Origin of the sequence: Pseudoalteromonas rubra (genome assembly GCF_001482385.1) — a bacterium.
In the GTDB taxonomy this organism is placed as follows: Bacteria; Pseudomonadota; Gammaproteobacteria; order Enterobacterales; family Alteromonadaceae; genus Pseudoalteromonas; species Pseudoalteromonas ardens.
Window position 1 is genome coordinate 751,467 of sequence record NZ_CP013612.1, and the last position, 25,246, is coordinate 776,712.

General features: G+C 46.4%; 20 protein-coding genes. 12 read left to right on the plus strand and 8 right to left on the minus strand.

Features of this window, described 5'->3' with window-relative positions:
- Position 1: 1 nt before the first annotated feature.
- From AT705_RS22295 to AT705_RS22320, 6 genes are all read left to right on the plus strand, one after another.
- Positions 2–964: a hypothetical protein gene (locus AT705_RS22295; RefSeq protein ID WP_058798534.1), complete on the plus strand. Its 963-nt coding sequence runs from the start codon at positions 2–4 to the stop codon at positions 962–964.
- Between the two features lie 155 nt (positions 965–1,119).
- Positions 1,120–4,215, plus strand: a complete 3,096-nt coding sequence (locus AT705_RS22300) for a DEAD/DEAH box helicase (protein ID WP_058798535.1) — start codon at positions 1,120–1,122, stop codon at positions 4,213–4,215.
- 240 nt (positions 4,216–4,455) lie between these two features.
- Positions 4,456–4,662, plus strand: a complete 207-nt coding sequence (locus tag AT705_RS22305) for a hypothetical protein (RefSeq protein ID WP_049863268.1) — start codon at positions 4,456–4,458, stop codon at positions 4,660–4,662.
- On the plus strand, positions 4,663–5,355 hold the full coding sequence (locus AT705_RS22310) for a response regulator (protein ID WP_058798536.1): 693 nt from the start codon (positions 4,663–4,665) through the stop codon (positions 5,353–5,355).
- A gap of 118 nt (positions 5,356–5,473) precedes the next feature.
- The gene (rmuC, locus tag AT705_RS22315; protein ID WP_058798537.1) at positions 5,474–6,931 is read left to right on the plus strand and encodes a DNA recombination protein RmuC; all 1,458 of its coding nucleotides are present in this window, start codon (positions 5,474–5,476) and stop codon (positions 6,929–6,931) included.
- A gap of 101 nt (positions 6,932–7,032) precedes the next feature.
- The gene (locus AT705_RS22320; RefSeq protein WP_058798538.1) at positions 7,033–7,374 is read left to right on the plus strand and encodes a hypothetical protein; all 342 of its coding nucleotides are present in this window, start codon (positions 7,033–7,035) and stop codon (positions 7,372–7,374) included.
- 250 nt (positions 7,375–7,624) lie between these two features.
- On the opposite strand, the gene AT705_RS22325 is transcribed toward AT705_RS22320, so the two are convergent.
- Positions 7,625–8,104 (minus strand): hypothetical protein, encoded by a 480-nt coding sequence (locus AT705_RS22325; protein WP_058798539.1) that lies wholly within the window; start codon positions 8,102–8,104, stop codon positions 7,625–7,627.
- Between the two features lie 609 nt (positions 8,105–8,713).
- Between AT705_RS22325 and AT705_RS22330 the strand changes: the two genes are divergently transcribed.
- Positions 8,714–8,986, plus strand: coding sequence for a hypothetical protein (locus AT705_RS22330; protein WP_058798540.1), 273 nt, complete (start codon positions 8,714–8,716; stop codon positions 8,984–8,986).
- 184 nt (positions 8,987–9,170) lie between these two features.
- Here the strand turns inward: AT705_RS22330 and AT705_RS22335 are convergent, their stop codons facing one another.
- On the minus strand, positions 9,171–11,267 hold the full coding sequence (locus AT705_RS22335; RefSeq protein ID WP_058798541.1) for a tetratricopeptide repeat protein: 2,097 nt from the start codon (positions 11,265–11,267) through the stop codon (positions 9,171–9,173).
- A 549-nt stretch (positions 11,268–11,816) separates the two neighbouring features.
- Positions 11,817–13,421, minus strand: a complete 1,605-nt coding sequence (locus AT705_RS22340; RefSeq protein WP_058798542.1) for an isocitrate lyase — start codon at positions 13,419–13,421, stop codon at positions 11,817–11,819.
- 232 nt (positions 13,422–13,653) lie between these two features.
- Between AT705_RS22340 and AT705_RS22345 the strand changes: the two genes are divergently transcribed.
- From AT705_RS22345 to AT705_RS22355, 3 genes are all read left to right on the plus strand, one after another.
- The gene (locus tag AT705_RS22345; RefSeq protein WP_058798543.1) at positions 13,654–15,825 is read left to right on the plus strand and encodes a malate synthase G; all 2,172 of its coding nucleotides are present in this window, start codon (positions 13,654–13,656) and stop codon (positions 15,823–15,825) included.
- A gap of 156 nt (positions 15,826–15,981) precedes the next feature.
- Positions 15,982–16,374, plus strand: a complete 393-nt coding sequence (locus tag AT705_RS22350; RefSeq protein WP_058798544.1) for a hypothetical protein — start codon at positions 15,982–15,984, stop codon at positions 16,372–16,374.
- 285 nt (positions 16,375–16,659) lie between these two features.
- Positions 16,660–17,553: an HvfC/BufC family peptide modification chaperone gene (locus AT705_RS22355; protein ID WP_058798545.1), complete on the plus strand. Its 894-nt coding sequence runs from the start codon at positions 16,660–16,662 to the stop codon at positions 17,551–17,553.
- Positions 17,554–17,564: 11 nt separating this feature from the next.
- On the opposite strand, the gene AT705_RS22360 is transcribed toward AT705_RS22355, so the two are convergent.
- The 4 genes from AT705_RS22360 to AT705_RS22375 form a co-directional block, all read right to left on the minus strand.
- Complete coding sequence (locus AT705_RS22360; protein WP_237113844.1) at positions 17,565–18,248, minus strand: DUF2971 domain-containing protein; 684 nt, start codon at positions 18,246–18,248, stop codon at positions 17,565–17,567.
- Between the two features lie 36 nt (positions 18,249–18,284).
- The gene (locus tag AT705_RS25825) at positions 18,285–18,437 is read right to left on the minus strand and encodes a hypothetical protein (RefSeq protein WP_237113845.1); all 153 of its coding nucleotides are present in this window, start codon (positions 18,435–18,437) and stop codon (positions 18,285–18,287) included.
- A gap of 521 nt (positions 18,438–18,958) precedes the next feature.
- Positions 18,959–19,405 (minus strand): Hsp20 family protein, encoded by a 447-nt coding sequence (locus AT705_RS22370; protein ID WP_010381388.1) that lies wholly within the window; start codon positions 19,403–19,405, stop codon positions 18,959–18,961.
- Positions 19,406–20,023: 618 nt separating this feature from the next.
- Positions 20,024–21,601: an alkaline phosphatase D family protein gene (locus AT705_RS22375; protein WP_058798547.1), complete on the minus strand. Its 1,578-nt coding sequence runs from the start codon at positions 21,599–21,601 to the stop codon at positions 20,024–20,026.
- Positions 21,602–21,803: 202 nt separating this feature from the next.
- Between AT705_RS22375 and AT705_RS22380 the strand changes: the two genes are divergently transcribed.
- Positions 21,804–22,568: a substrate-binding periplasmic protein gene (locus AT705_RS22380; protein ID WP_058798548.1), complete on the plus strand. Its 765-nt coding sequence runs from the start codon at positions 21,804–21,806 to the stop codon at positions 22,566–22,568.
- Between the two features lie 86 nt (positions 22,569–22,654).
- Positions 22,655–24,106, plus strand: a complete 1,452-nt coding sequence (locus AT705_RS22385) for a metallophosphoesterase (RefSeq protein ID WP_058798549.1) — start codon at positions 22,655–22,657, stop codon at positions 24,104–24,106.
- Between the two features lie 45 nt (positions 24,107–24,151).
- On the opposite strand, the gene AT705_RS22390 is transcribed toward AT705_RS22385, so the two are convergent.
- Complete coding sequence (locus AT705_RS22390; RefSeq protein ID WP_058798550.1) at positions 24,152–25,234, minus strand: hypothetical protein; 1,083 nt, start codon at positions 25,232–25,234, stop codon at positions 24,152–24,154.
- Positions 25,235–25,246 lie beyond the last annotated feature (12 nt).

Here is a 25,246-nt window from a genome sequence, read left to right on the forward strand (position 1 = left end):
CATGGCTAGAAAACGTAAAAACGACACTCGTATCGACCCATTTGCAACACCCGTTGAAGGAAGTAGCCTGGATGATCTTTTAGATCAGGCCAAAGTAGGCGATGTGATCACAATGCCGGCTCCTAGCGATCCAAATAGAACGATCACTTTGATCTGTAAGGTGATCAAACATAATGAGATCACTCAGAGCACCCGGGTTTATGGTGATAACCGACGTGACCAAACATTACTGAATGAACGTTCAGTTGCTGATATTTTACCTGCGATCAAATCTGATAAGCGCAATTTGCATCCTGCTTTGTGTTGGGAAAAAGGTCCTGTGCATGAGGTTTTATCGGGTTCCAGGCGTAGAAAAGCCTGTTTATTAGGTGACGCTGATTATGTAATTTTGACTTCTGCGGATTTCACTGATGAAGACGCAAAAGTACTGTCTGTGTCTTCAGACCAGTATATTGCGCCTAGTTTATGGGAGCAGGGCAAAGCTTTTTCTCAGACAAAGCAGGCTCTTATCCAGCAAGGAAAAAAAGGCTCATATCGTGAAATTGCGGCAATCGAAGGCTTATCACACACAGCCATTGCAGATTCTTTAAAAGCTTATGAGCAGATCCCTGTTGACGTAGTGGGCCTGTATCCGACAGCAAACCATTTAGGTCGGGAAGCCGCTAAAAAGCTAATTGCTGCGATCCAGGATCATAACGATGCGTTTAAACAGAAAGTGGCTGAATACAATCCTGAGCAACTCACCGCAGATCCGGTAAGTGACGAGAAGCGTGCGGTATTGCTCACTAACTATCTGACGACCTTTTCTAAGGCTGAAGCCAGAAATATCGCATTACTCGAAAATGACTATGTCAAAGTGCAAAAGAACATTAAAAGTGGCGCCATTACGGTAAAAATAGATGATCGCGTCATGACAGAAAAGCGCCTGGAGCAATTAGAGAAATTACTCGCAAGTTTTAATTAATCACTAACGGCCGGATTTATCGGCCGTTTTTCGTACTTTCCCACGTCAGTTGTCATCCAACCAGTCATTTTTTCCCAATTTATCGCCATTTTTCCCTTTAGCTCAAATACGTAATTTCATATACTGCTCTTTTACGTCTTTTTTATTGTAAACGAATGTCTTCGCAGTTATCTAAAGAGCAACTTCTAGCACTATTTGAGGAAATTAAGCAGGAACAGTCGACTCAGTTTCCTTTGTCAGAGCGATTTCTCAAACAGTATTTTAATGCTGCCTTGTTAAGCAAGGCTAAACAGTATTTGCACGACGAGCAGATCTGCTTTTTGGAGCACTCTGAAGATTTTACGAAAATAGATGCCCAGGTCATGGGCAACTTTGGTAACACCTTTACTCAGCATATCAAGATTGATCAAGTTAAAGGCACCCCATCCGTTGAGGCACAATGTACTTGTTCAAATAATCCAAAGTGCCGTCATATCGCAGCGGTGTTGCTTAAACTAAAAATCGAACATTCCGGTGGCTTCGGTGAATCCTACTTGGTCAACGATTGGTTTAATGAGCTGGCTCAATTGCAACAGGTCAATGATCTGGACGTGACCAATGTATTGCTATTCGTGCTTGAATCACGTGGTAATGAGTTACTGGTTAATCCTAAAACCACACCGCAAAAGCCAGATGGAGTATATCCGTTGGGTCGTGCATTAACGGAGCATCAACTTAATAGCCAAGTGCCGCCAAAAGATATATTAGAGAGCGATTTCAGGCTATTTTCCTGGATCCGTTCGCAAAATACACCCGGCCACTTTGAACTTTCCGGGAGTTGGGGCTTTTCTGCTTTACAACAGTTGGTGCAGAGCAAACGTTGTTTTTATCAGAGCAGTCGCAAGCCTCTTGCATTTGGTCATAAGCAGCATCTGGAATTTGGCTGGGAACAGGAGCGAGATGAATATCGGCTCACCAGTTATTTAACCGGAGTGGAGCAATGGCAACTGATTAAAACAGATCCCCCTGTTTATCTTGACACTGAGAATATGGTGTTAGGCCGGATTGAATCTGAGTTAAGTGCTCAGGAGATTGCGCATCTGCATACCATGCCACTTATCAACGCGACGAAGATTGAAGCGGTGATAAAACGCTTTCAGGATGTTTTTGCCGATAACATAGTCCCACCGCCTCAGGGACACGAGCATTTGGTGAACAAAGATAAGTTGGTGGCTAAGTTAAGCATAGAGCCTGGCGCCCCTTTGAAACTGGCATTGTCCCTACTCGATAAAGAAGGCCGTCACTCAAAAGCCAAACAACTTAATCGTTGTGAAAAAATGCTAAATGGGCTTGGGTTTTCCGCACAGCAAAATCACTTTGTACTGCCGCATGATGATGATGTGACATATCATTGGTTCAATAGCGAAGTCCGCCCTTACTTGCAAAGCAAGCTATGGCAGGTTGACGAGCTACAAGGTGGTCGTCCGGTATTAACTCCTAAAGTTACCCTGGTACTTAAGCGGGATAAAAAACATCATGTCATTGGTCGTGTGTTGTTTGATGATAAGCTGGTTACGCTTGATTGGGATAAAGTACCGTCTCATGAAGTGAATTCTCTGGCCAATGTATACCAGTACATAAACATCGCAGAGCAATTCTACGCTATCCCAAAGGCGGTGTATGATGAGTTATTGCATCTTAAAGCCCGGTTTAGTTATTATCTTTCAAGCTCGCAGTTCAAGTTCCCGCTCTCCTATGCTAGTAAGTTATTTGATCTTGGAGCAGTTGAAAGTGTTTCTGACGACCCTCGCCTGCTAGATTATCTGGAAGAGCTAAGTAAACCGGACGCCGCGGATGCTATGGGCGTATCCAGTACGGGTGAACATTTCACGCTACGTGATTATCAGGTGCAGGGAGTGGATTGGCTAAGATTCCTGAACCGTCATCAGCTGGGCGGGATCCTCGCCGACGACATGGGCCTGGGTAAAACCCTTCAGGTGATCGCTTATTTCATTTCCCAGCATAACACTCTGGTGACAAAGCCATCTTTGATAGTGTGCCCAACCAGTCTGGTTGGGAACTGGCAGAACGAATTCCGCCGCTTTGCGCCACATCTTCCCTTGTTGACGGTTCATGGTGCTCAGCGTGACAAGCAACTCAATCAGGTGGCTAATGCACGGTTTATCATTACCACTTACCCTTTACTAAAACGCGACCTGGCGCACTATTCCGAGCTGGAGTTTGACTCTATTGTGCTCGACGAAGCGCAGTACATCAAAAATGAGACTGCGCAAATTTCCAAGTGTGTTAAACAGCTATCAGCGGAATTTAAGTTGTGCCTAAGTGGTACTCCTGTAGAGAATAATTTGCTTGAACTTAAATCGCTGCTCGATTTTGTAATGCCTGATGTACTGGGTACAAAACAACAGTTTAAGCATTATTTTCAGCACCCCATTGAGAAAGAAAACGATACCCGGCGCGCTAAAGAGTTACAGTCTTTGATTGCGCCTTTTATTCTGCGTCGAACCAAGTCAGAGGTTGTACGGGAGCTACCAGCGAAAACGGAGTTGGTTAAGAAGCTTGAATTCAGCGGTGATCAGGCAGACATGTATAACCAGGTTCAGGCTAAGGTTGAATCAAGCCTGCTTGATTTATTCAAAGAGCAGGGTGTTGAGCGTAGCAAGCTGGCCTTTTTGGATGCCTTGTTAAAGCTACGTCAGATTTGTTGCCATCCTAGTCTGGTGGACAAAACGCGGGCATTTAACAGCGCTAAGTTTGATTGGTTGTCTAGTCACTTACCGATCTTCCTCGAAGAAGGTCGTAAGGTGATTATTTTCAGCCAGTTCACCAGTGTACTCGATATGATAGCCAGCCATTGCGATGGGTTAAATATCCCATTCACCATGCTTACGGGGCAAACGCGCCAGCGGGACAAGGTGATTGCAAAGTTCACTGAAGGAGAGGTCGATGTTTTTCTGATCAGCCTTAAAGCGGGTGGAACGGGTTTGAATCTGACCCAGGCTGACACAGTGATCCATTTTGATCCCTGGTGGAACCCCGCCGTTGAGAATCAGGCAACAGACAGAGCCTATCGAATTGGCCAGGATAAGCCTGTATTCGTCTACAAGCTGATCATTGCTAACTCGATTGAGCAGAAGGTCTATCAAATGCAAAAAGACAAGCAGGCGCTGGTCGATGCATTATTTGCCGATGCAGGAGTGAATTTGACCCAGTTCAATGAAGCGCAAATGCTCGAAATGATAAAAAACTAATTTTTTTCTGAACTTTTTAGAACCCGGTGAGGTCTATCATTATGCTTGTTGTTAACGCCTAGTGTGTAGTAAGCATATTGTTGATTTCCCCCTATTAAATACAAGTATTGTATCGAGCCGGTTAACAGTTAACCGGCTTTTTTTTTGTGCATTTTTTAGCTGTTCCATATTTGATCCACATTGTTTTACTTTAATGACCATATTGGCGAATTAGGACGTGATGGACTCAAGGGGCGAGCTATGTTGTGCTACGAAAATACAATTTCACAGTTAAACTTTATTGAACCTCAGTCACAGTGTGATTATGATCTACTGAATGAGGTAGCCAGTTCAGAAGATCTGGCGAGTATTCTGACCATGCTGCTGTTTGACGAAACACTGTCGGATAAATTAAAAGGTCAGGTTAAAAGGCAGCTTTCACAACTTAAGGCTAAATCGAGAGGCTAAATGACTTCAAAGCACCATATTCTTATCGTTGAGGATGATTACGATATTGCAGAGCAGGTAATGCTGTTTTTTAAAGCTTCTGGATTCGAAATTTCTCATATTGCTGATGGTGCTCTGGTGGTCGACTGGGTGAGAGCAAATAACCCTGAAGCCATTCTAATGGATATCATGCTGCCAAATCAGGATGGTGTTGAATGCATGCGACAGATCCGCGAGTTTTCTATGGTTCCTATCGTCATGCTCACAGCTAAGGTATCTGAGGCTGACCGTTTGAAAGGGTTGGAGTTTGGTGCCGATGATTACGTCTGTAAGCCATTCAGTGCCGCTGAGCTCGTCATGCGCATCAAAGCGATACTACGTCGTTGTCAGGGCGCTCCTAGCGCCTCTCAGGAAGCCGCAATCGTGGTCGATGTTGAACAGCTTATTGTGGCTATCAAAGGTAACACATTGTCTCTGACTAAAGTTGAGTTTGATGTCTTTGCTATGTTGTACCAGTCTCCGAACCGGGTGTTTTCGCGTCAGCAGATCCTGGACCATATTCAGCCTGATAACTTTGATATCTCCGATCGCGTTATCGATAGCCACATTAAAAATATTCGAAAAAAGATAAAGCAAATCGATTGTTCGCCCAAGATAGTTGAGTCAGTTTATGGCGCAGGCTATCGCTTCAATGAGCAACAGCTCGATGCATAAATGACGGCGCGCATGCGCCGCATCTTGTCAAAACTAATTTCTGGAAAAACACAATATAATAGGCATTTAGGCTGTGTAATTGATATTATCTAAGCATAGTCACATCAAGAGAATGCCTATGTTTTGGTCTAGTTTAGTCTCCCTCTCTCCCGCTCATATTTTTACTTTACTTGGTACAGGTGCTGTACTTGCTTCATGTATTTTTGCTCCGCTCTTTTTTTTGATTCGGCAAAGAAGTGCGACATGCCGGCAACAGCTCGAGATGCAAAACGAGCAGTTACAGGCGCAGCTCGTGCTGCGCAGTGATGAGCTAAAACAGGCACAGACTCAACACTGGCAACTACACGGTGACTGCCAGCAGCTTCAAGCAAGACTGGCTGAAAAACAAAGCCAGGCCAACGAATTACAGACGCGCTGGCAAAAAGCTGAAGACATGGCGCAGGATACTCAAGCATATGCCCATCGCCTTGAGCTTGAACTAACTGATGTCAAAACCACGCTGGTACAGAAACAGCAGTCTTTTGATGCGCAGCTGGCACAGCTGGAGCAGTCTAAGTTAGTTCTTAAACAGGAGTTCGAAAACCTGGCCACACAGATTTTTGAAGATAAAAGTGAAAAGTTTGCTCGCCACAGTCAGGACAAAATTTCTCAGTTATTACAACCCGTTCAGGGAGAGCTCAAAGGCTTTCGGGATAAAATGGAGGCTATTCATAGCGAAGAGCTGAAACAAAGAGCGGCGTTACGTACCGAGTTATTGCACTTGCAGGCAAACAATCAGGCCATTACCGAGCAGGCTAGTAAACTCACCAATGCGCTCCAGGGACAAAAGAAAACCCAGGGTAACTGGGGCGAACTGATGTTAGAGAACGTACTGGACAGCGCAGGTTTGCGCCCGGGCAATGACTATCAGCGCGAAGTGAGTTTTTCTACCGAAGAAGGTAAATATCGTCCCGATGTGATTGTTTACCTTCCACAACAGCGTCATTTGGTTGTCGACGCTAAAACGTCTTTGAATGCTTATACCCGTTATGTAAACGCAGAGCGAGATAGCGACGCCAATCAGGCCATTGTGGCACATGTTGAAGCGGTGAAAGCCCGGGTTAAAGAGCTTGGGGATAAATCTTATGAACGATTGCCGGGTTTGAACTCGCCAGAAGTGGTCATTATGTTTATTCCGGTTGAATCTGCTTTTGTTGAAGCCATCAAGTATGCACCCGATTTATATCAATATGCGTTAGAGAATAAAGTGCTGATTGCTACCCCGACGACTTTACTGACGAGTCTGAATATCGTCAAACAGTTATGGCGTTTTGAAGAACAGAGTAAACACAGTAAAGAGCTGGCCTTGCGAGCAGAAAAATTTTATAGCAAACTGAATGCGTTTTTGCATAGTTTAGAAGGGGTTGGAAAACAGCTTGATAAGGCTCGTGAAGGGTACGATAAAGCAATGGCTCAGCTCTACAGCGGAAAAGGGAATTTGATTAAACAGGCTTCGGAGTTTAAAGAACTGGGTGTTTCAGTGTCTCGCGAGCTACCGAGCGAGTTAACTGAAAAAGCAAAGCTTGAGTTGGAGTAATAGACAATAAAGTGACAACAGCAGCTTTAATTTTGCGTACCTATCATGGTTTCGGTATTCTTCTTGCTGGTTTTTATTGATAATGTAAATAAGGGACAATTTTGAAAAAAGTAATTTTTGGCGCTTTATTGGCTGCAACCAGTTTTAACGCGCTGTCAGCTGCGGGATGGGTAACAAAAGATAGAAGTGCACGTGTCGACTTTATAAATTCAGAGCCCATGGGAGTGAGGGTTTATTTTTCAGCAAACGATGCCAACAGCATAGGCTGTGCTCAAAAACAAATTGTCTGGATAGATACCAGTACGGAAGGTGGAAAGAGGCATTATTCAACGTTACTTGCCGCGTTTATGGCCGGTAAAAATGTTGCGATATACGGAAACGGTTGCTTTTCGGGCTTTGGAACGAGTTACCCGAAAGTTCAGGCTATCAACGTTTATCGTTAAATAAGCAGATAGCACTTTCAGTATCAGGTAATTTAATAAGCTGTGTAATGCGTCCAGTCTTAAGCGCTATTTCTGTTCAACTTTTCCACTTGTTGCCTTTGTTTTTGTCTGGGAACACGTTCTGTTGATATAGAGTGTCTTTCAATACAGCTGTAATTATATGGCTTTATTTTTGAGTTGATAATCGACGTTAACCTGATATTTAAGACAATAAAAAGGGGCCATCAGGCCCCTTGTTATTTGCGTATGATCAGCTATTACACAAAGCGTATTTACCCCTGCGAGGCATATCTGTATATAAATAAATATACATGTCGTTATTTTGCACATCTTGCCATACTCGACTGTTAGCAGCAGGGCATAATGAGTTGCGGATATATTCTTTAACTTCACTTTCAGACATCGCCAGTTTGGTTGGGATCTGAATGAATACATTTAGCTCGCCGCTTTTAAAATCAATATTATTGAATTTCCAGCTGCCCATCATGAACTGCTTAGAAAAGTAGCGCGTAATACGTTTTTGGGCGCTTGAATCAATCGCTGCGATCTGAACTTCTTCAGATGAGCTATCAACAAAATAAGACCATGCAGCAGAAAGAATGATAAAGCCACCCAGTAACATAGACCAGATCGGTAATGTGGTTTTTACTGTCGTGTTTTGCTTTTTTTGACGATGTCTGGATTCAACAATTTTTACCCATTCATTGTGTTTCATAGTACGCTGTGTCATAGACTATTCCTCCCGTGTATATTGCTTATTAAAACCAATCATTGTGGAAAGAAAATGGAGGCCATCTTTTGTTCTCTCTGATCGGAGCAGTTAAGAAAAGATTAAATAGATTGGTTTATGTGGTGGATAAGAAATAAGCACCAGCTTTTTTGATGACGATTATCGACCGTGTGCTGTTTGCGCTTAAATATTACAGGCACTATTGCCGCCTGGTAACAAATTAAAACAAACACTTGTATGCGGATGGTGTGCCTTTCCCTTAAACGTCAGGCTGTATTCTGTACGACTCTACATAATGTAATTGAGGGAACTAATGAACGATAATAATGATTTTAGTCGTCGTCGCTTCATCGCGTCGGCTGGACTTGTAGGGCTGGAGCCTCTGGCGCTGTGTCTGCAAGCTCTGGGGAGGTTGTTGTTCCTAGCAAAACTTCGCCTTCGGTAACGGAAGGTGAGAAAGTTTGGTATGTGAACACACTCACGGGCAGTGATAATAATGATGGATCAATGGACGCCCTTTGCGACTCCGCAAGCTGCCTGATGTCATTCTGCATCAGCAAACCATAGAACTTGCCGAAGGTATTTACAATACATCATCACGTCCATCTAATGACTGCCAGTCAATTTGGCCGACCCGCTTTACTGATGTGTAACGGAAAAACGATCTTAAGCCGCACTACTCGTACTGGCAACACTACGTCTGGTGGCGTAGTGATCCGTGCTGCGTTAAATGCACAAGTGGTGTTGTATTTTGCTGTAGGTTATTCAACCGCGGTTGTTTATGTAACGGGTCAGTCCGCACAGGTGGCCTTTCAGGATTTAACCCTGAGAGCCAGTTCACAGCCAGTCTCTGAGCTGATAGCGGCGCACCGGGGGGCTTAGTTTGTTGGTGGTCAGCATATGTACCTTAACAATCCACTCAATATCGATAATGGACAGAGTTACTACTCTGGTGCGACATTTGTCAAAGTTAATGGCAAGCTGAGGCTTGTTGCTGTCGGTCAGTTAAATTAGATCCCTACAAGGTCGGGTCGTCAGGTATCTGACGACCTGAATTATCACGAGATCAAACATTTACCTGACTGTTACTGTGCTTTTTAGCAGGTAACTCAGACGTTACTTGACGCAATGTCACCCGAATAGATAGACCCCCTAGTCTGCTATCCCTGAGTTCAATTTCACCTGACATGGATTCCACCAGGCTTTTACATAAGGATAGCCCAAGGCCTGACCCACCTGTTGCACGACTTCGCGAGCTTTCTACCCGGTATAAGCGTTCGAATAAGCGCGGTTTCTCATTGTCTGATACGCCTGGCGATGAGTCTTCCAGCTGAATGATCAACCCTTCGCAGTTTTGTCGGATTTTTACTCGTACCTGGCCTGGTTTGTCTGTGTACAGGCAGGCATTTTTTGCCAGGTTATCTATGACTCTGTCCAGTTTGGGTTTGTCTATTAATACACTGGCATCTGTGGGGATCGAAATATCGGCACTAAAATGCAGCCCATTGCTTTTCACCAGTCGCTTAATGTCATAACAGTAACTGTCGGCAAGTGTTCGGGTGCAATAAGGTTGGTTGTTGACAACCATGGCCTGGTTATCAGCCTGAGAAAGTTGATAAACGTCTGAGATCAGGTGATTAAGCTGGGATATTTTCTCATTGATTTTACTATATGCCAGGGTATCGTCATCAAGCAGGTTATATTCCAAAGCCTCAATATGCAGTTTGAGTACACTCAACGGGGTTCTGAGTTCGTGAGAAATGTCGGCCAGCATTTGATCTTTTTGTTTGAGGTTTTGCTGATACAGGTTGGCTTTCAGGCGTGCGGTCTTATTTTTACTGTATAAGATATAACTGATCAAAATACCCAATAATAAGCAGGTCAGGGCAACAAATAGCCACATACGCTGCATGAGCTGCGCATTGCGCAACAGGCTTTCCGTCAGCTTACGGTGGTGTTCTGAGTCATCCAGGCGTTGCTGCTGCATCACAGTATCTATGGTGCGCTTGTGGGTAAGTGCTTGCTCTGAGTTGGCTTTTTCAATCGTTTGAGCAAAAAAAGTATTTGCCTGACTCAGGGCTTCATACGCTTCCTGGTGGCGACCTTGTTGAAAGTCAAACTTGGCTTTCAGGTTGTAGTAAAGCTGAGATGTGTAGGAATTCTCTTCTTCTTCGTCCATAAAGCGTGTCAGCCACTCGTAGTGTGGACGTGCGAGCTTAGATTTTTGCAAGTATAAGTAGGCTCTGGCCATAGTCACATGTGCGTGAAAATTCTGGATCTGATCATCACTTTGAGAGGCGTAGTGCATTGATAACTTTGCGTGCTCTTCGGCTTTCTCGCCTTTTTCCAGCTTCAGATAAGCGCCACTGATCAGCTGATGGGCACGAGCCAGACTGACATTGGCCGGGATTTGTTCCAATAGTTCAATTGCTTCGGTGGCTTTTTCAACTGCCTGTAAGTAGTTTTTTCGTTTCGCTGTAACCTGAGCCAGTCTCAGTGCCGTGCCGGCAATATGACTTAATTCACCTGCTTTCTTATCTGCTATCAGGGCTTTGGTAAAAAAAAATTCAGCTTGCTCCAGGTCATTGAAGCGTATTGCCATATCACCCAGATTATAAAAGTTGTTTGCGACTACCCCGTGGAGCTGGCTGCCTTTAAGTGCATCTCTGGCCTTGAGCTGGAACTGCATAGCCTTTGCCAATTCGTTCTTATAGTCATACAAGGTGCCTAAGTTTGAATAACTTTGACCTATTAAGTCACTATTATTCATGGCTTTAGCTGTATTTAATGCCTGTTTGTAGTTAGTTTCAGCTTCATCCAGCTTACCCATGCGTCGGTAATTGATCCCCAGCTCTTTATAAAGCTGAAACTGATTATCGATATCCAGCTGAAACTTTTCTGATAGCCTGCCCAGCGCATCAATGGCTTGCTGGTGTTTGCCCTGTTTGCGATAGATTTTCGCTTCAACAAAGCGTGCATTTAATTGCTGCAGGTGATCCGAGTGATTGTAAAATGGGGTCAGACTGCTCAGTGCCTGCTCGTAGTTGCCTGATAGTTCAAGCTTTTTTATTTCCGGCAAGGTAATTGTCGAGCTAGTAGCCTGAGCATTCACAGAGACTATACTGAGTAACGCAAAAGCTGATTGAAGCAGTATTTTTTTCATAATTTTTTAGTGGCACATAAGACTTTATTCAGAGTATGAAATAATTGTGGGTCAAATATGGAGTTGTAAAGGGGGTTTACAGTTTGCTGAGTTGGTAAAAAGATGATTTGTTGTTTGTCTAGTTAGTAAAATTTTGTTTTATCTTGAGGCTGACTTAGTAAAAATTTGATTTATGGACACCGGAGTTAGTAAAAATGTGGCCTGAGACGTATTTATTATTGCGTCTAGTCGAATTTTTCAGCTAAAAAGGTACTGTTTTTTCCTATTTTTTGACTAAAACAGGGGGCATAGCCTGCTTCTTCGTTATTCCCGTTCGATAAAACTTCCAAATAACGCTCTGCTGATAAAATTCTGATCTCGATTGCCCGCGCAGGTAAAATGTTGATCCGTCATTTATCCGGCTGATAATAATAGAACTCAGCTCGCTGAGCATTGACACTCGGTGTGGGGAGTTGGGTGCATAGGCAACCATGACGCCCCCAAGCTGGTAAAAACGTGATCTAAAAAAGGGCCCGAAGGCCCTTGCTTGATTAAGGAACTTTATGACAATTAAAACTGGTTCATGGTGTTGGCTTCGCCACCGGCTTTCAGCGCATTCTCACCGCTGAAGTACTCTTTGTGCGTATCACCTATATTAGAGCCTGCCAGATCCTGATGCTTCACTGACGCCTGTTCGCGGCGGATCTCTTGTCTTTGAACATCGCGGACGTATGCAAGCATACCCAGGTCGCCAAAATAGCCTTCTGCAAGAATGTCGGTACTCAGTGCCGCTGTGTGATACGTAGGTAAAGTGATCAGGTGGTGGAAAATACCTGCCTGAGCAGCCCCATCACGCTGGAAGGTACGTACTTTTGTATCCGCTTCCGCTGCCAGTTCTGACTGATCCAGCTCTGGTGCCATTAACGCTTTAGGATCTTGGCTGGGATCCGGATAAGCAGACAAGTCTTTACCCTGTGCCTGCCATTCTGCATAAACCTGTTCACGGAATTTCAGGGTCCAGTTGAATGACGGCGAATTGTTATAAACCAGTTTGGCGTTCGGTACTTGTTCACGCACGCGGTTAACCAGCTCAGCAATTTGCTCTACATTGGGCTTTTCGGTTTCAATCCACAACAGATCGGCGCCTGATTGTAAGCTGGTAACGCAATCAAGTACCACGCGGTCTTTTTCGGTGCCTTCTTTGAATTGGTACAGGCCATTGTCGAGACGCACCGGCTTACGCAGTTCACCTTCCTGCTTAATCACCATATCTCCTTCTTCAAGGTCGGCTGCGCTTGAGATCACTGTGGTATCCAGAAACGCATTGTACTGGCTCGCCAGATCGCCAGGCGTTTTCGAGACCGGAATTTTCTGAGTCAGACTGGCACCTAAAGAATCAGTGCGGGCGACAATAATACCATCTTCTACGCCCAGCTCGAGGAAGGCATAACGTACCGCATTAATTTTTGCCAGGAAGTCTTCATGAGGTACTGTGACTTTACCTGCCTGGTGACCACACTGTTTGGCATCCGATACCTGGTTCTCAATCTGGATGGCACAGGCACCTGCTTCAATCATTTGTTTGGCCAGCAGGTAAGTGGCTTCTTCGTTACCAAAACCAGCATCGATATCTGCAATGATAGGCACCACATGGGTTTCAAAATTATCGATTTGTGCTGTGATTGCCTGTACATCACCGCCCTGTGCTTTGGCCTCATCCAGTGCTTTATAGAGATGGTCGAGTTCACGTGCATCGGCTTGCTTTAAGAAGGTGTAGATCTCTTCAATCAGTTTAGGCACCGCGGTTTTTTCATGCATACTCTGATCTGGCAGCGGACCGAACTCAGAGCGAAGCGCGGCGACCATCCAGCCACTCAGGTATACATAAGAGCGCTTAGTGGTTTTATTGTGACGTTTGATGGCCATCATCATTTGTTGAGCAGTAAAGCCATGCCAGCAGCCCAGAGACTGCGTATACTGGCTGCTGTCTGCGTCATAAGCTGCCATGTCTTCGCGCATGATTTTTGCGGTATATTTAGCGATATCCAGACCCGTTTTAAAGCGGTTTTGTAAATGCATGCGGGTTGCAAATTCAGGGTTAATACCTTGCCATGCACTGCCCTGAGACTGGCATAGTGTTGTAAGACGATCAATTTGAGAGGTATAACTGCTCATAACAAAATTCCTTCGAACGGGTTTAAGCTAACTGGTTTATGTATGTTCGCCAGGTTGCGAATGTGAGAGTGCTTGCTGGCGTTTAAATAAACACTAGACCGACCAGTGAAATTTTTTAAATTTATAGTTGTTATTGCCAGTATATTTATTGTGAATGGTAAAAGGGGTTTGTTTTTACCGAATTTGGCTTATTTTAAAGTGACCCGTTCAAACCCGATCAAGGATCACTCACATGAGCTCTCATATTTTACAGGCCGGTTTACGCATCGATTCGCGTCTGTTTGACTTTGTCGATCAGGCGCTATTGCCTGGCACCCGGATTAACGCAGACGACTTCTGGTCTGGCTTTGCCAATATTATTCGTACGCTCACCCCCAAAAACCGTGCACTGCTGGAAAAGCGCGATAGCTTGCAAAAGCAAATTGATGACTACCATTTATCCAACCCTGGCTGGAATGCTGAAAAATATCGGACATTTCTGACTAAAATAGGCTATCTGGTGCCTGCAATTGAAGCACAAAGCATTACCACTGCGCAGGTTGAACCCGAAATAGCCCGTATCGCGGGTCCACAGCTGGTGGTGCCTGTGAGTAATGCACGCTTTGCATTGAATGCGGCAAATGCCCGCTGGGGCTCTCTATACGATGCGCTTTACGGTACCGATGTGCTATCCGAAGAAGATGGCGCCGAGCGCGCGAGTGCATACAACCCGGTACGCGGTTTTAAAGTAATGGCTTATGGCCGTCAGTTGCTGGATCGTATGTTGCCGCTTGCGCATGGCTCTCATATTGAAAGTACCAACTACGCAGTGGTCCAGGGTGAGCTGATCATCACGCTCAATGACTCCAGTCAGGTTAAGTTGACGGAGCCCGCACAGTTTGTCGGATATAACGGACAGCCACAGAATCCGACGGCACTGTTGTTTAAGCATAATGATCTGCATTTTGAGATCTTGATCGATCCTCAGGATCCGATCGGAGAGGCTGACAAGGCCGGGATCAAAGACATTATTCTGGAATCGGCCCTGACTACCATTATGGATTGTGAAGATTCCGTGGCCGCGGTAGACGCCGAAGATAAAGTGCAGGTTTACCGCAACTGGCTGGGCCTGATGCAGGGCACGCTCAAAGAGGAGTTTGTAAAGGGTGGTCAATCCGTTGTGCGCTCGCTAAACGCAGATAAAACATACCTGACGCCTGATGGGGGATCGCTTACGCTCAAAGGCCGGGCGATGATGTTTGTGCGTAACGTGGGTCACCTGATGACCACGCCTGCGATTTTAGATGAGCAAGGTGAAGAAGTCTTTGAGGGCATGGTCGACGCGGTGATCACCGCAACAGCAGCACTGCATGATCTGCACGGCGATGGTGTACTGAAAAACTCCAGTGCGCAAAGTGTCAATATCGTTAAACCCAAAATGCATGGCCCCGAAGAAGTTGCCTTAACCGGTGAGCTGTTCGATGCCGTTGAAGAGTTGTTGGGTTTGCCCGCTAATACCCTGAAAATGGGGATCATGGATGAGGAGCGCCGTACTTCGGTTAATTTGCAGGCCTGCATCAATGCAGCACAATCCCGTGTGGTGTTTATCAATACCGGGTTTTTAGACAGAACCGGCGACGAAATTCACACTTCGATGCTCGCAGGTCCGGTATTGCCTAAAGGCGAAATAAAAGCACAACCCTGGATAGCAGCCTATGAGGACCGCAACGTAGATATAGGTCTGGCATCAGGGTTTGCCGGTAAGGCGCAAATAGGCAAAGGTATGTGGCCGATGCCTGACAAAATGGCGCTGATGATGGAGCAAAAGCTGGCTCATCCTAAGTCCGGCGCGAATACCGCCTGGGTGCCCTCACCCACAGCTGCCACTTTGCATGCGATGCACTATCACGATGTGAAGGTGGCCACATTACAACAGCAAATTGCACAGCGCCAGATGGCGAGCCTGGACGACTTGCTTACACCGCCATTGCTGGGCGAGCGCCAGTTAAGCGAAGAGGATATTCAGACTGAGCTAGACAACAATGCGCAGGGCATTCTGGGTTATGTGGTGCGCTGGATTGAGCAGGGCATTGGCTGTTCTAAAGTCCCTGACATTAATCACATCGGCCTGATGGAAGACAGAGCGACTCTGCGTATTTCCAGTCAGCACATTGCAAACTGGCTGCATCATGGCATTTGCACCGAAGAACAGGTTAAGCGCACGTTTGTACGTATGGCGACAATTGTTGATGAGCAAAATAGTCATGATCCTCACTACGTGCCTATGAGTGGCGACAATATGACGGATAACCTGGCGTTTTCAGCTGCTCTGGCGTTAGTGCTTGACGGCAAGGCACAACCGAATGGTTACACTGAACCTCTGTTACACGCGTATCGACGTCAATATAAGCAACTTGCTCAGTAGGATATATGGCTGGTTTGGGTAACAGAGTGTAAAGGGGCTTTACGCTCTGTTGCCCGGTAAAATGTCAGCAGATGTAAGATTGCGTCAGATTTATGTTATAACCCATTGTATTATTTTAGTGCAGTGCATACTCTTACCTGAAAGAGATAAATACGGATGATGATGACTATGCTGTCAGGGAAATATACCTTTGCAGGAATTAGTGCTGTGTTTTTGTCGGGCTGTGTTTTTGTGCCGCATACCGAGGTGAGTTTTGATGAGTATTGTGGTGTGTACAAAGAATCTACCAGTATCAAAATGGCGCCGCGTGCTGCCAGTAATCTGGTGTTTCACGAACTCGAACTGGCTGGTGGTTTGGCACTGGCTATGTCCAACGGTGTGGTTAACGCACAAGAACGCCAGGCTTACAAAGAGGCCTGCCTGGCAAATGGCATTGATATAGACGCTGAGCGCAAGCTGAGTGCTGATACTTCTGTGCCTCAATCAAAGCAGCAACAAGCGTGCGATGCGCACGCGTCTGATTTATGCGAGATTGAACGACGTCGCTGATCCGGTTTTTTTATTGCTGCCTGTCAAAGTCATTGCCGTGACTTTTTCCTTCCGATTCTTCTTTAGCGCCACCAGCTTATTTTGACGTCTGGCGTATCGGTGTGACTGATATCAAGCGCCAATAACCCGCCGTTTTACTGGCTTGAACTTTAAGAAAAAGAGACGCAAAGACCAGAACCCTTTGATAGTTATGGGTTAGTGAATATTGGTGCTATTTTATACGCTCGTGGTATGAGAAATGCATCAACACTCAGACCTAGCACATAGTTTAAAACCGGTAGCAAAATGACGTACTCAACCCCGGAGCTCAGCCAGTTGCAGTACTGGTTGTCTCATGTTTCAAATTCTCATGGTGATGTGTCACAAAAGTGCCTCACATCTGACCTGTCTTTAAAACAAGGCGCTAAAGCAGCGTCTCATTTAGCCGAAGAGCATCAGCAGAAAACGTATTCCGCAGCGCATGTAAAGCGGTTGAAGGCGTGTCTGAAAGGTGAATTTAGTTTGCTGTGTGCCTTGATGGGCGAAGATGTTTTTGACGTGTTCGCTAAGGAATGCGTGATGGCTTTACCATCTAAGGCTTTGACCTTTCATACTTTGGGCAAAGCGTTTGTACGGTTTTTGGCTAATTCCTGGCCGCAAGGTAAATTTAACACCAGCCAAAGTGCGCTGTTTGAGGTGTATGTGGAGCTGGGCCGTTTTGAACGTGCCAAAGCCGAAGTGCTGGCTGCCAAAGGGTCAGAGCAAATGCCACCAGCTGAGTTCGCATTGAACGAGTTCGAACTGCTGGGCGGCGGTGCATCACTGAACATTATGGTGCCTGATTGTGTGCGTTTGCTGATGAGTGAATACGACATATTCCCGCTGCTGTCTCAGCTGGAAAATCGCCAAACGAAAGGCGGCGAATCGCCTGCCATGCCAGCCAGAGAAACCCGTTACATAGCTCTGACCCAGCAAAACGGCCAGCTGACCACTCAACCTTTGACTCACTGGCAGGCAGATCTGTTAAGTCACTGCAATCAGGCGACCTCGTTTGAACAGGCACTGGCAAACAGCGCTCGTCGTCAGGGTATGGAGCCTGCGGTACTCAGGGCGCGTCTGGCCATTTGGCTGCCAGCCGCCGTCGCCAGTGGCCTGTTGTTGGTTGCGGAAACGGCAAAACGCCCAACAGCAACCACCTAGAAGATCTTGTACTACTTATAAGCGCAGCGCGAGGGGCGAATATCCAGTTTTGCAGAAAATCTGCTGGCTAATTGGTGGCGCCAGTACGGTGCCATCATCTCTTTGTTAGGCGCTTTAGGACCAAGCGTGACATACTCAATAGGGGCCAGATGATCGTCTCTGTGTAGCTCCAGATATAAACGCGGGGCAGTGCCCTGAGCAAAATCAGGAGCTGCACTTTGGATCTCTTTTGCGCCATAGTCTAAGTGTGTGACGATCACCCTGTGTTCTCGTTCATCTTTGTAGTTGGCGTCTTTTAATAAATAAGGCAATGGGCCGAGCAGCCAGGCAAGCGTTTGTAGCTTTTCGGGTGTTGGGTTCTTGCCGACAAACTTATCGACTTCTTTTTTGAGATCTTTGAAGTAAGATTGCAACTTGGTTGCACCCTGACCCAGTAGTTTAAAATTATCTTTTAGATACATAACCCGATAGAATGCAGCGCTTTCCTGAGGCGACCGGCCAGTATTGGCAAATGAAGGTTTTCGTCGCTCTTGCTCTGTGTGGTTGTTCTGCTCAGCCATTAAACGATAGTCAAAAAAGCCTTCTGTATTAAAAGTAATGGCGCAGCCACAGGCATCGTCATTAAAATGGTTTTTACTGTAGAAGCGCCACATATTCAGGCTGTCGCTGTCCGGTAAAAAGCAGCCAATAAACACCGGGTTGCCCTCTTCCGGCTCGTAGCCTAATTCTTGCTATAGCAACTTCCCCTCATTGGGGTCGTTGACTGCGTTAATATGTCCCAGTCTGAAGGGGCTTTTCTCCAGTAAAATGGCCTGACCCACGTCGAATGAAGTGTAGTGAGTCATCGAGAGGTTTTTACTGACTTTTAGATGAGTGAGTATCATCTCTCTTAACTTACTTATTGATTCTGATAATTTATAACGTTTTATTTGGTCATAGAGCTCGTAGGCTTGAAAATAGTGTTCTGGATGGTTAAAGGCTTGCTGACGTGATCTTAGTGGTCGTCAGCTTCACAACTCCCTACGCAAAAATCAATCTAAGTTCCGGGTATCTACCCTGACTATGTCCTACATCAAAATAGCAACAGAAATGCGCCATGGGATGGGTTTTATAGTATGAATTTACCGTATTTATAAGCAGTTATACTCGAAGTGTTATGGATCCGAATGGCCCCAAAAAAGCGGGTGAATATTGGCGTTTATTCGGTGATGGCCAGGGCTGCATTAATTTGGGTGCTACTCTGGATTGGTTTTAGAATTGAAAAAGCCGCATGTCGGGCTGACTTTTACCGATTTGGCGTTACGAGGTGTCATAAGCATAAAAAAGCCGCCCTTTCGGACGGCTGGTGGGAATTCAACAATGTAATACAAGGAAAAGGGAGTGAGTAGTTACTACTCTTAAGGCATCAGCCCTCAATCAGCTTACCGGTGCCAATTTCAATTTTTCTTGGCTTTAACGCTTCCGGTACTTCGCGTTCCAGGTCAATTAATAACAAACCGTTTTCAAGCGAAGCACCAATCACTTTTACATGGTCGCCCAGCTGGAATTTGCGCTCAAAGTTGCGCTCGGCAATGCCCTGGTGAATAAATTTTCGGTCGGTTTTGTCTTCTTTATTTTGCTTCTCGCCCTTGACGCTCAGCGTGTTGTTTTCCGACTCCAGCGACAACTCCTGCTCCGTAAAGCCGGCCACCGCCATGGTAATTTGGTACTTGTCTTCAGCTAACGCTTCGATGTTGTAAGGCGGGTAGCTGGGCTGTTTTTCGCTGCTACGCTGCGCCGCATCCATCATAGATGCAAGGTGATCGAAACCGATGAATGAACGGTAAAGGGGTGATAAATCTACTGTACGCATAATCGTATCCTCATAAAGCGATAATTAAGCCATTTACTCTTTACAATAAACCAGTAAATAGCGGGTTTCTAACTCTAACATTACTTAAATAAAGGCTTTTAAAACAAAGTCTTAGTTCGGTTTGGGACCCTATCGGCGTCCTCACAAATCTATCTATGGCCGGGGCCAATACTTTTCAAGGAAGTTTTTTGAATAAAGTTTGAGGTTTATTTTATGTTTTTGATATTTAATGGCTTTTATTTTTAGTTGTTTGCTATGGATCTTTGCTCAGGTCAGCCACCGTTTTGCTGCCAGTGGTTACCGGCTCAAGGCCAGGATGACGGAGGCAAAGCCGGGAGAGTGAAAATATAAATTTGCCAGAGGTTTAATAAAGTCTAACTAAAGACATAGTTGCCGTTTAGTAAACGAACGGAATTAAGCGAGTAACGCACAAACTAGCAAACACAACCTGTCATTCCGTACTCGATGCGGGATCTACTTGAATACACTGCAATACCAGTAGATGGGCCATTAAGCATGCGTCGCTTGTTAGGGTATGACTCAGGTGTTGAGCCGGGTAAGGCTAAAACGTGGCGCTGATGCGACCAGGTGATGCAAAAGTGCCACGTGTGTTTGTTATTAAACCAGTTTGGCTTTGCCTGCCTCAACGGTAAAACGTTTGCCAATGTGCGACTGGTCATTCTTAAAGCCGACGAATGGCACATGATGCCAGCTGGCATTCAGTTCATCCTGAGTGATTTCCAGGGTCACAAAACCGCGATTGGCCAGATCGACATAACGGATGTGAGGATTCTCCGGGATCAGTATTTTACCAACATCACCTACCAACTGCTGCAAACCTGGTACCGGGATCGAGGGTGATGTCACCGAAGAAGTCACGATTTCTACCGCGATGGCCCCTTCGTGGGTGAAGCGATTGTATTCGTGCCAGTCATAGGGGTTTTTACAGATGTTTGCGGCCCAGGAAGAGTGTACGTCACCAGTTAAGAACACTACGTTATCTATCTGGTTTTGTTCGATAAAGTCTAACAGGCGATGACGTGCGGCCGGGTAACCGTCCCAGGCATCACCATTAATTGGTTTACCCAGCATCTGAATTTGCATCATCTGCACTTGCTGACCCAATAATTTCCACTGCACGCCATTTTGCTTAGCCTCAAACAGGTTGTCGTATAACCATTGCTCCTGCGCATAACCCAGTAAAGTTCGCGATTCATCAAGTCGGGCAGGATTTTTGATCTCAACTTGCTGATCACGGCCGATCAGGCGGGTGTCGAGCATATTCAGATCCAGCAAAGATCCAAACTGGAAGCGGCGGTAAGATCGTTCCCGGTTGTTATCGCTGGGTTCACGGATCGGCATCCATTCATAATAGGCTTTAATAGCAGCCGCTTTACGGGTATGCCAGTCGCCCTCACCGTCATTGTGGTTCTCTGCCCCGCCCGACCAGGTATCGTTGGTGAATTCGTGGTCATCCCAGATACAGATCATCGGGTGGGTCTGATGCAGGGTTTGCAAGTCTTCGTCAGTTTTATAACAGGCATGACGAACCCGATAGTCATCCAGGGTCACCATTTCGTGGGCGGGCTGAACTTTACGATTCCATAAGAACGGGTTGCGATACACATCTTTGTTGCCGTATTCGTACAGGTAATCACCAAGGTGCAGCACCGCATCCAGATCATCAATTTCGGCGATACGTGCATACACATTAAAGTAGCCATAGCTAAAGTGCGAGCAGGACGTCATGGCGAGTTTTACCTGGCTGACCTCGTAGGCTGGCAGCGTTTTTGTACGGCCTGTTGGCGAGATAATTGGCTCATCCAGCTCATCAATGATAAAGCGATAAAAATACCGGGTATTAGGTGCAAGCCCGGTTGCATCGACCTTAACGGTAAAGTCGCGTTGTCCGTCGGTGATCTCATAGCCCTCAGCAACCAGCGCTGAAAATTGTGGATCTGTAGAAACCTGCCAGAGTACTTTGGCACTGAGTGTATTTATATCGACCCGCTGTTGCACTTCAGGTGGAATGGTAATTCGGGTCCATAAGATCACCCGATCATCCAGTGGATCGCCACTGGCAACGCCATGGCTGAACGGGCTCTGAGAAAAAGTACAGCCGCTCAGCCCTAAAGTAAGCGGAACGGTTGACAGCATTAGGCTGGTTTTAAAGAAATCGCGACGGGATAGACTCATAAGTAAATACTCTAATTATCATTTTTGGGCCGTATTTAAACGTGTCCATGTTAATTTTATATAACAATAATATTACATTTGACCAATAAGGTGGCCAATCTGACATCTTTGATTTAAAACTGACGCGATAATGGCTATAACTAAAAGATACAGGTCAGAGAATAAGCAGGTGAGAGTGGTTGGTATCAGGTTGTATCTCAGAATGTGGTGTTTTTTTATTGCCGGTGCTTTTTTTTATGGTTCACAAGTCAGTGCACAGCAATCGTGTACCGGCGAAGTTAAAATTGGCGTTGTTGCTGACTGGCCGCCGCTGACAGCCGTTGATGAGCGCGGGGCGTATGGGTTGGATGTGGAGATAGCCCGTAAGGTGTTCGCACAGCTGAATATGTGTCCACGATTTTTGCGCCTGCCTACCTCTGCCCGCAGTTTAGATCAGCTGGGTAAAGGAACGGTCGATGCGTTATTGATGGTCAGTTACGTACGGGAACGCGCAGAGTTGGGGGTGTTTTCAGCGCCCTATCGCTGGGAGAAAATGCGACTTTTTTCATTGCGCCAGCCGCGCATGGCCATAGACTTAAAAGCCTTGTTGCGGCTGGGCTATCGTATAGGCCTGAGCATAGGTTCTTATTATGGTGAGGAACTCAAAAACCTTGCCGAAAACCCCAGTTTTGGCCATCTATTGGTGGGCATTTCCGGCAGCCCTCAGCGCATTGAGATGTTGGCAAAAAAACGGGTCGATTTTATCATTGAAGACGAGATCCTCGGGCGTTTCATGGCGCGCAAGCTGGGCATTAAAAACTTTTATATTTGGGACTATCCGGTCCACAACAACCAGGTGCACTTTTTATTGCGTAAAGGGCTGTTCGATGCTGCTCAACTGGCGCGTTTTAATGACATAATAGAGCGCCTTCGTCCAGATATTGATGAGTTGGTTGAGCGCTATACCCATCACAGCGTGCCACGCTGAGCTTTGTGAAATGTGGGGTAATATCAACACCGCTTTATTGTGGTCTACACTAAGGAAGCTAATGGAGCTGCAAACAAGGAATAACCATGCGCAAACATTTGCTTCCTCTCGTTGTTTTACTCTCAGGTTGCACGGGCACTGCCGATAGTGCAGCGAATGATCCACTCGTCCATGCCGCTTATACCATGCTGGCCCCCACACAGGACGGGGGTGTGCAAGTCTATGCCAGAGCCATTGTCGACGGCGCACATATCAATGATCAGCAATGTCCTCAGCTAATAAACGCGGGTGAACAGGCGATAAAAACCCAGGCCAGACGATTAAATCCGGATCCTGATAATTTTCCGGTCACAGTGTGTGAAGCCGTGATCCGTCCAGATACTCTGTATCGTCTTTCTTATGGTGGGATTGAACTGGCACCTGTCACCCTGGCACCTGAGCAAATTCAGGTCTTTGGAGACTCCGGATGTAAGAGTTCAGTATGTGAAGGGGCAAGTGCAGCGCAACCGTTTGCTCAACTGGCGGACCTGGGTGCCAAACAAAGCAAGCAGCTGATCCTGCATATGGGAGATTTCAATTATCGCGGTACGTCGGGCAGCATCAGTAAAGATATTTACGCTTATGATGCGGGAGATGGCGGCTACGGTGGTCCGTCATGTGGTCTAACAGAGACCTATTACTCGCAAAATGCCAGCGGGAGTCCAAAACCCGATACCTGGCAGAGCTGGCAGGCTGATTTGTTTGCACCAGCTAAATCTTTGCTGGCTAGTGCGCCTTGGGTATTTGCCCGCGGTAATCATGAGTTGTGTAGCCGTGCGGGTCCGGGCTGGTTTTATTTTCTGGGACCCGGCTCTGACTTACCTGGGGGCGTTGCACAGCAGTCATGCCCTTATCAGGGCGAATTCAGTCAGCCACCCAGCGAAGCAAGCGACTACATTGTAATGCTAGACCCCTATTTGCTTGAACTAGAGTCTCTGGCATTGTGGGTGATGGATTCGGCCAATGCCTGCGACTCACGCTCACCACAAACACTCACGCGCCAGTATCGTGACCAGTATACTCAGTTGCAGCGGCTGGCTTCTCGGGTAAAAACCCCGTTATGGATGATGACCCACAGACCTATTTGGGGACAAAGCGGGCCGGTTGGCACACCTTCAATCACAGATATGCTGCAAACGGCGCTGAAGACGACTCTGTCGCAGCAGTTACCGTCTGAGGTCAGTTTGTCCTTATCTGGCCATATGCATATTTACCAGTCGCTGGCTTTTGGTAAGGGCAGTGATCGTCCGCCTCAACTGGTGGTTGGTAACAGTGGTGTCAGCCTGAGTTCAACCGGTGCAAACAGCGGGTTCAGTACTCAAATTGATGGCAAACGCGCGCAGGGTAATGCTCAGGGGGAATTTGGTTATATCTCCATTAAGCTGGAGAAGGACCACCAATGGCAGGGGCAATTTTACAACACCCAGGGCCAGGTGTTCCTCGATTGTGGTAGCAAGCAGGCTGAGCAAGGAAAAGCTCTGTGCCAGATAGCGCGATGAGCGGACAAGTCGCCACCTGAGTATAGGTGGCGACAATGGCCCTGATTACCAGGCCAGCTGCCAGCTGAAGTTCAGCCTGAGTGTCAGCGCCTTGTTGGGGTTGATGTGATCCAGTGCGGTGGTAACTGACCAGGTTTCACCCTGATAAGCCAGTTCGGGTGCCAGGTTGAGCGGATCCAGCATCATACGCCAGTCTCCAAGTTGCATGCCCAGCTGTGCAAAGTGCTGGTCGCCCTGACGACGCACACTGGCCAGGTAGCGGAAATCCTGGTATTGATATTGTCCTTGCAGGTAAACCTGTCTGGGTAAATAAAAGTCATGATTTTGAGCTGTTTCTCGGCCTTTTAACAGGGGCCGAAAACTACTAAATCCCGCGTTGTCGACAAAACTGCCTTTGGTGTTGATGTCCGCTTCGGTGAAGCCTGCCTGGTCAAATTCAAATTGGTTGTACAGATCGATCACTTTGCCTGAAAGCGCAAAGTGTTCTGTCACTTGCCAGTCGAAGTGCACATCCAGTGATAAACCCTCTCCGCGAGTGCGCCAGGCGTTATCCGTGTTAGGACGCTTTAAAAAGTTGTTATCGCTGTAAAACTCGCTAAATTGCAGCGCGCCGCGTAATTGCGCATTGTCGCTGCCTGAGAGTGCGCCGCTTAGCTGCGAGTCTCTGAGGTAGTTGAGTTGCCAGTAATTGGCCTGCACGGTGACTGTTAATGCATCAAAATGGTGCTGATAAGCCAGCCCAAGGCCTTTGCTGCGTGCCCCGGTCAGCGTTAGCCTGGTGTCGTAGCTGTCATAGCTGGTCAGAGGCTGATCATTTTGCTCCTGATAGTAACCCAGCGCCGTATGAGCATTGGTCTCAATCAGATAATCAACGCGTTGCATTGTATGTAGTTGCCAGTTTGCCAGTGCAGTATGACGATAGGCCACGCCAAAACGGGACTGAGAAAAGCCAAATGAGGCATCCGACTCAGGGCGCTGGTCCCATTTGTCACGGGCTATTTTTAATACTGGGGCAATATTCGTCTGACTGTTGCTGTCGAGATACACTGTTACTTCATGGGTGTTTGCCATCGTGCCTGTTGACACCAACAGGCTGGCAGACAAACCTAAAAACCATTGTTTGTTCATAGCTTTCCAGAA

Coding starts and splice junctions, on each gene's coding strand:
- AT705_RS22335 (WP_058798541.1), bottom strand. CDS start 11,267: ATGAAAAAAATACTGCTTCAATCAGCTTTTGCGTTACTCAGTATAGTC.
- AT705_RS22385 (WP_058798549.1), top strand. CDS start 22,655: ATGCGCAAACATTTGCTTCCTCTCGTTGTTTTACTCTCAGGTTGCACG.
- AT705_RS22375 (WP_058798547.1), bottom strand. CDS start 21,601: ATGAGTCTATCCCGTCGCGATTTCTTTAAAACCAGCCTAATGCTGTCA.
- AT705_RS22355 (WP_058798545.1), top strand. CDS start 16,660: ATGACGTACTCAACCCCGGAGCTCAGCCAGTTGCAGTACTGGTTGTCT.
- AT705_RS22330 (WP_058798540.1), top strand. CDS start 8,714: ATGACTGCCAGTCAATTTGGCCGACCCGCTTTACTGATGTGTAACGGA.
- AT705_RS22310 (WP_058798536.1), top strand. CDS start 4,663: ATGACTTCAAAGCACCATATTCTTATCGTTGAGGATGATTACGATATT.
- rmuC (WP_058798537.1), top strand. CDS start 5,474: ATGTTTTGGTCTAGTTTAGTCTCCCTCTCTCCCGCTCATATTTTTACT.
- AT705_RS22345 (WP_058798543.1), top strand. CDS start 13,654: ATGAGCTCTCATATTTTACAGGCCGGTTTACGCATCGATTCGCGTCTG.
- AT705_RS22390 (WP_058798550.1), bottom strand. CDS start 25,234: ATGAACAAACAATGGTTTTTAGGTTTGTCTGCCAGCCTGTTGGTGTCA.
- AT705_RS22295 (WP_058798534.1), top strand. CDS start 2: ATGGCTAGAAAACGTAAAAACGACACTCGTATCGACCCATTTGCAACA.
- AT705_RS22350 (WP_058798544.1), top strand. CDS start 15,982: ATGATGATGACTATGCTGTCAGGGAAATATACCTTTGCAGGAATTAGT.
- AT705_RS22370 (WP_010381388.1), bottom strand. CDS start 19,405: ATGCGTACAGTAGATTTATCACCCCTTTACCGTTCATTCATCGGTTTC.
- AT705_RS22300 (WP_058798535.1), top strand. CDS start 1,120: ATGTCTTCGCAGTTATCTAAAGAGCAACTTCTAGCACTATTTGAGGAA.
- AT705_RS22305 (WP_049863268.1), top strand. CDS start 4,456: ATGTTGTGCTACGAAAATACAATTTCACAGTTAAACTTTATTGAACCT.
- AT705_RS22325 (WP_058798539.1), bottom strand. CDS start 8,104: ATGACACAGCGTACTATGAAACACAATGAATGGGTAAAAATTGTTGAA.
- AT705_RS22380 (WP_058798548.1), top strand. CDS start 21,804: ATGTGGTGTTTTTTTATTGCCGGTGCTTTTTTTTATGGTTCACAAGTC.
- AT705_RS25825 (WP_237113845.1), bottom strand. CDS start 18,437: ATGATACTCACTCATCTAAAAGTCAGTAAAAACCTCTCGATGACTCAC.
- AT705_RS22340 (WP_058798542.1), bottom strand. CDS start 13,421: ATGAGCAGTTATACCTCTCAAATTGATCGTCTTACAACACTATGCCAG.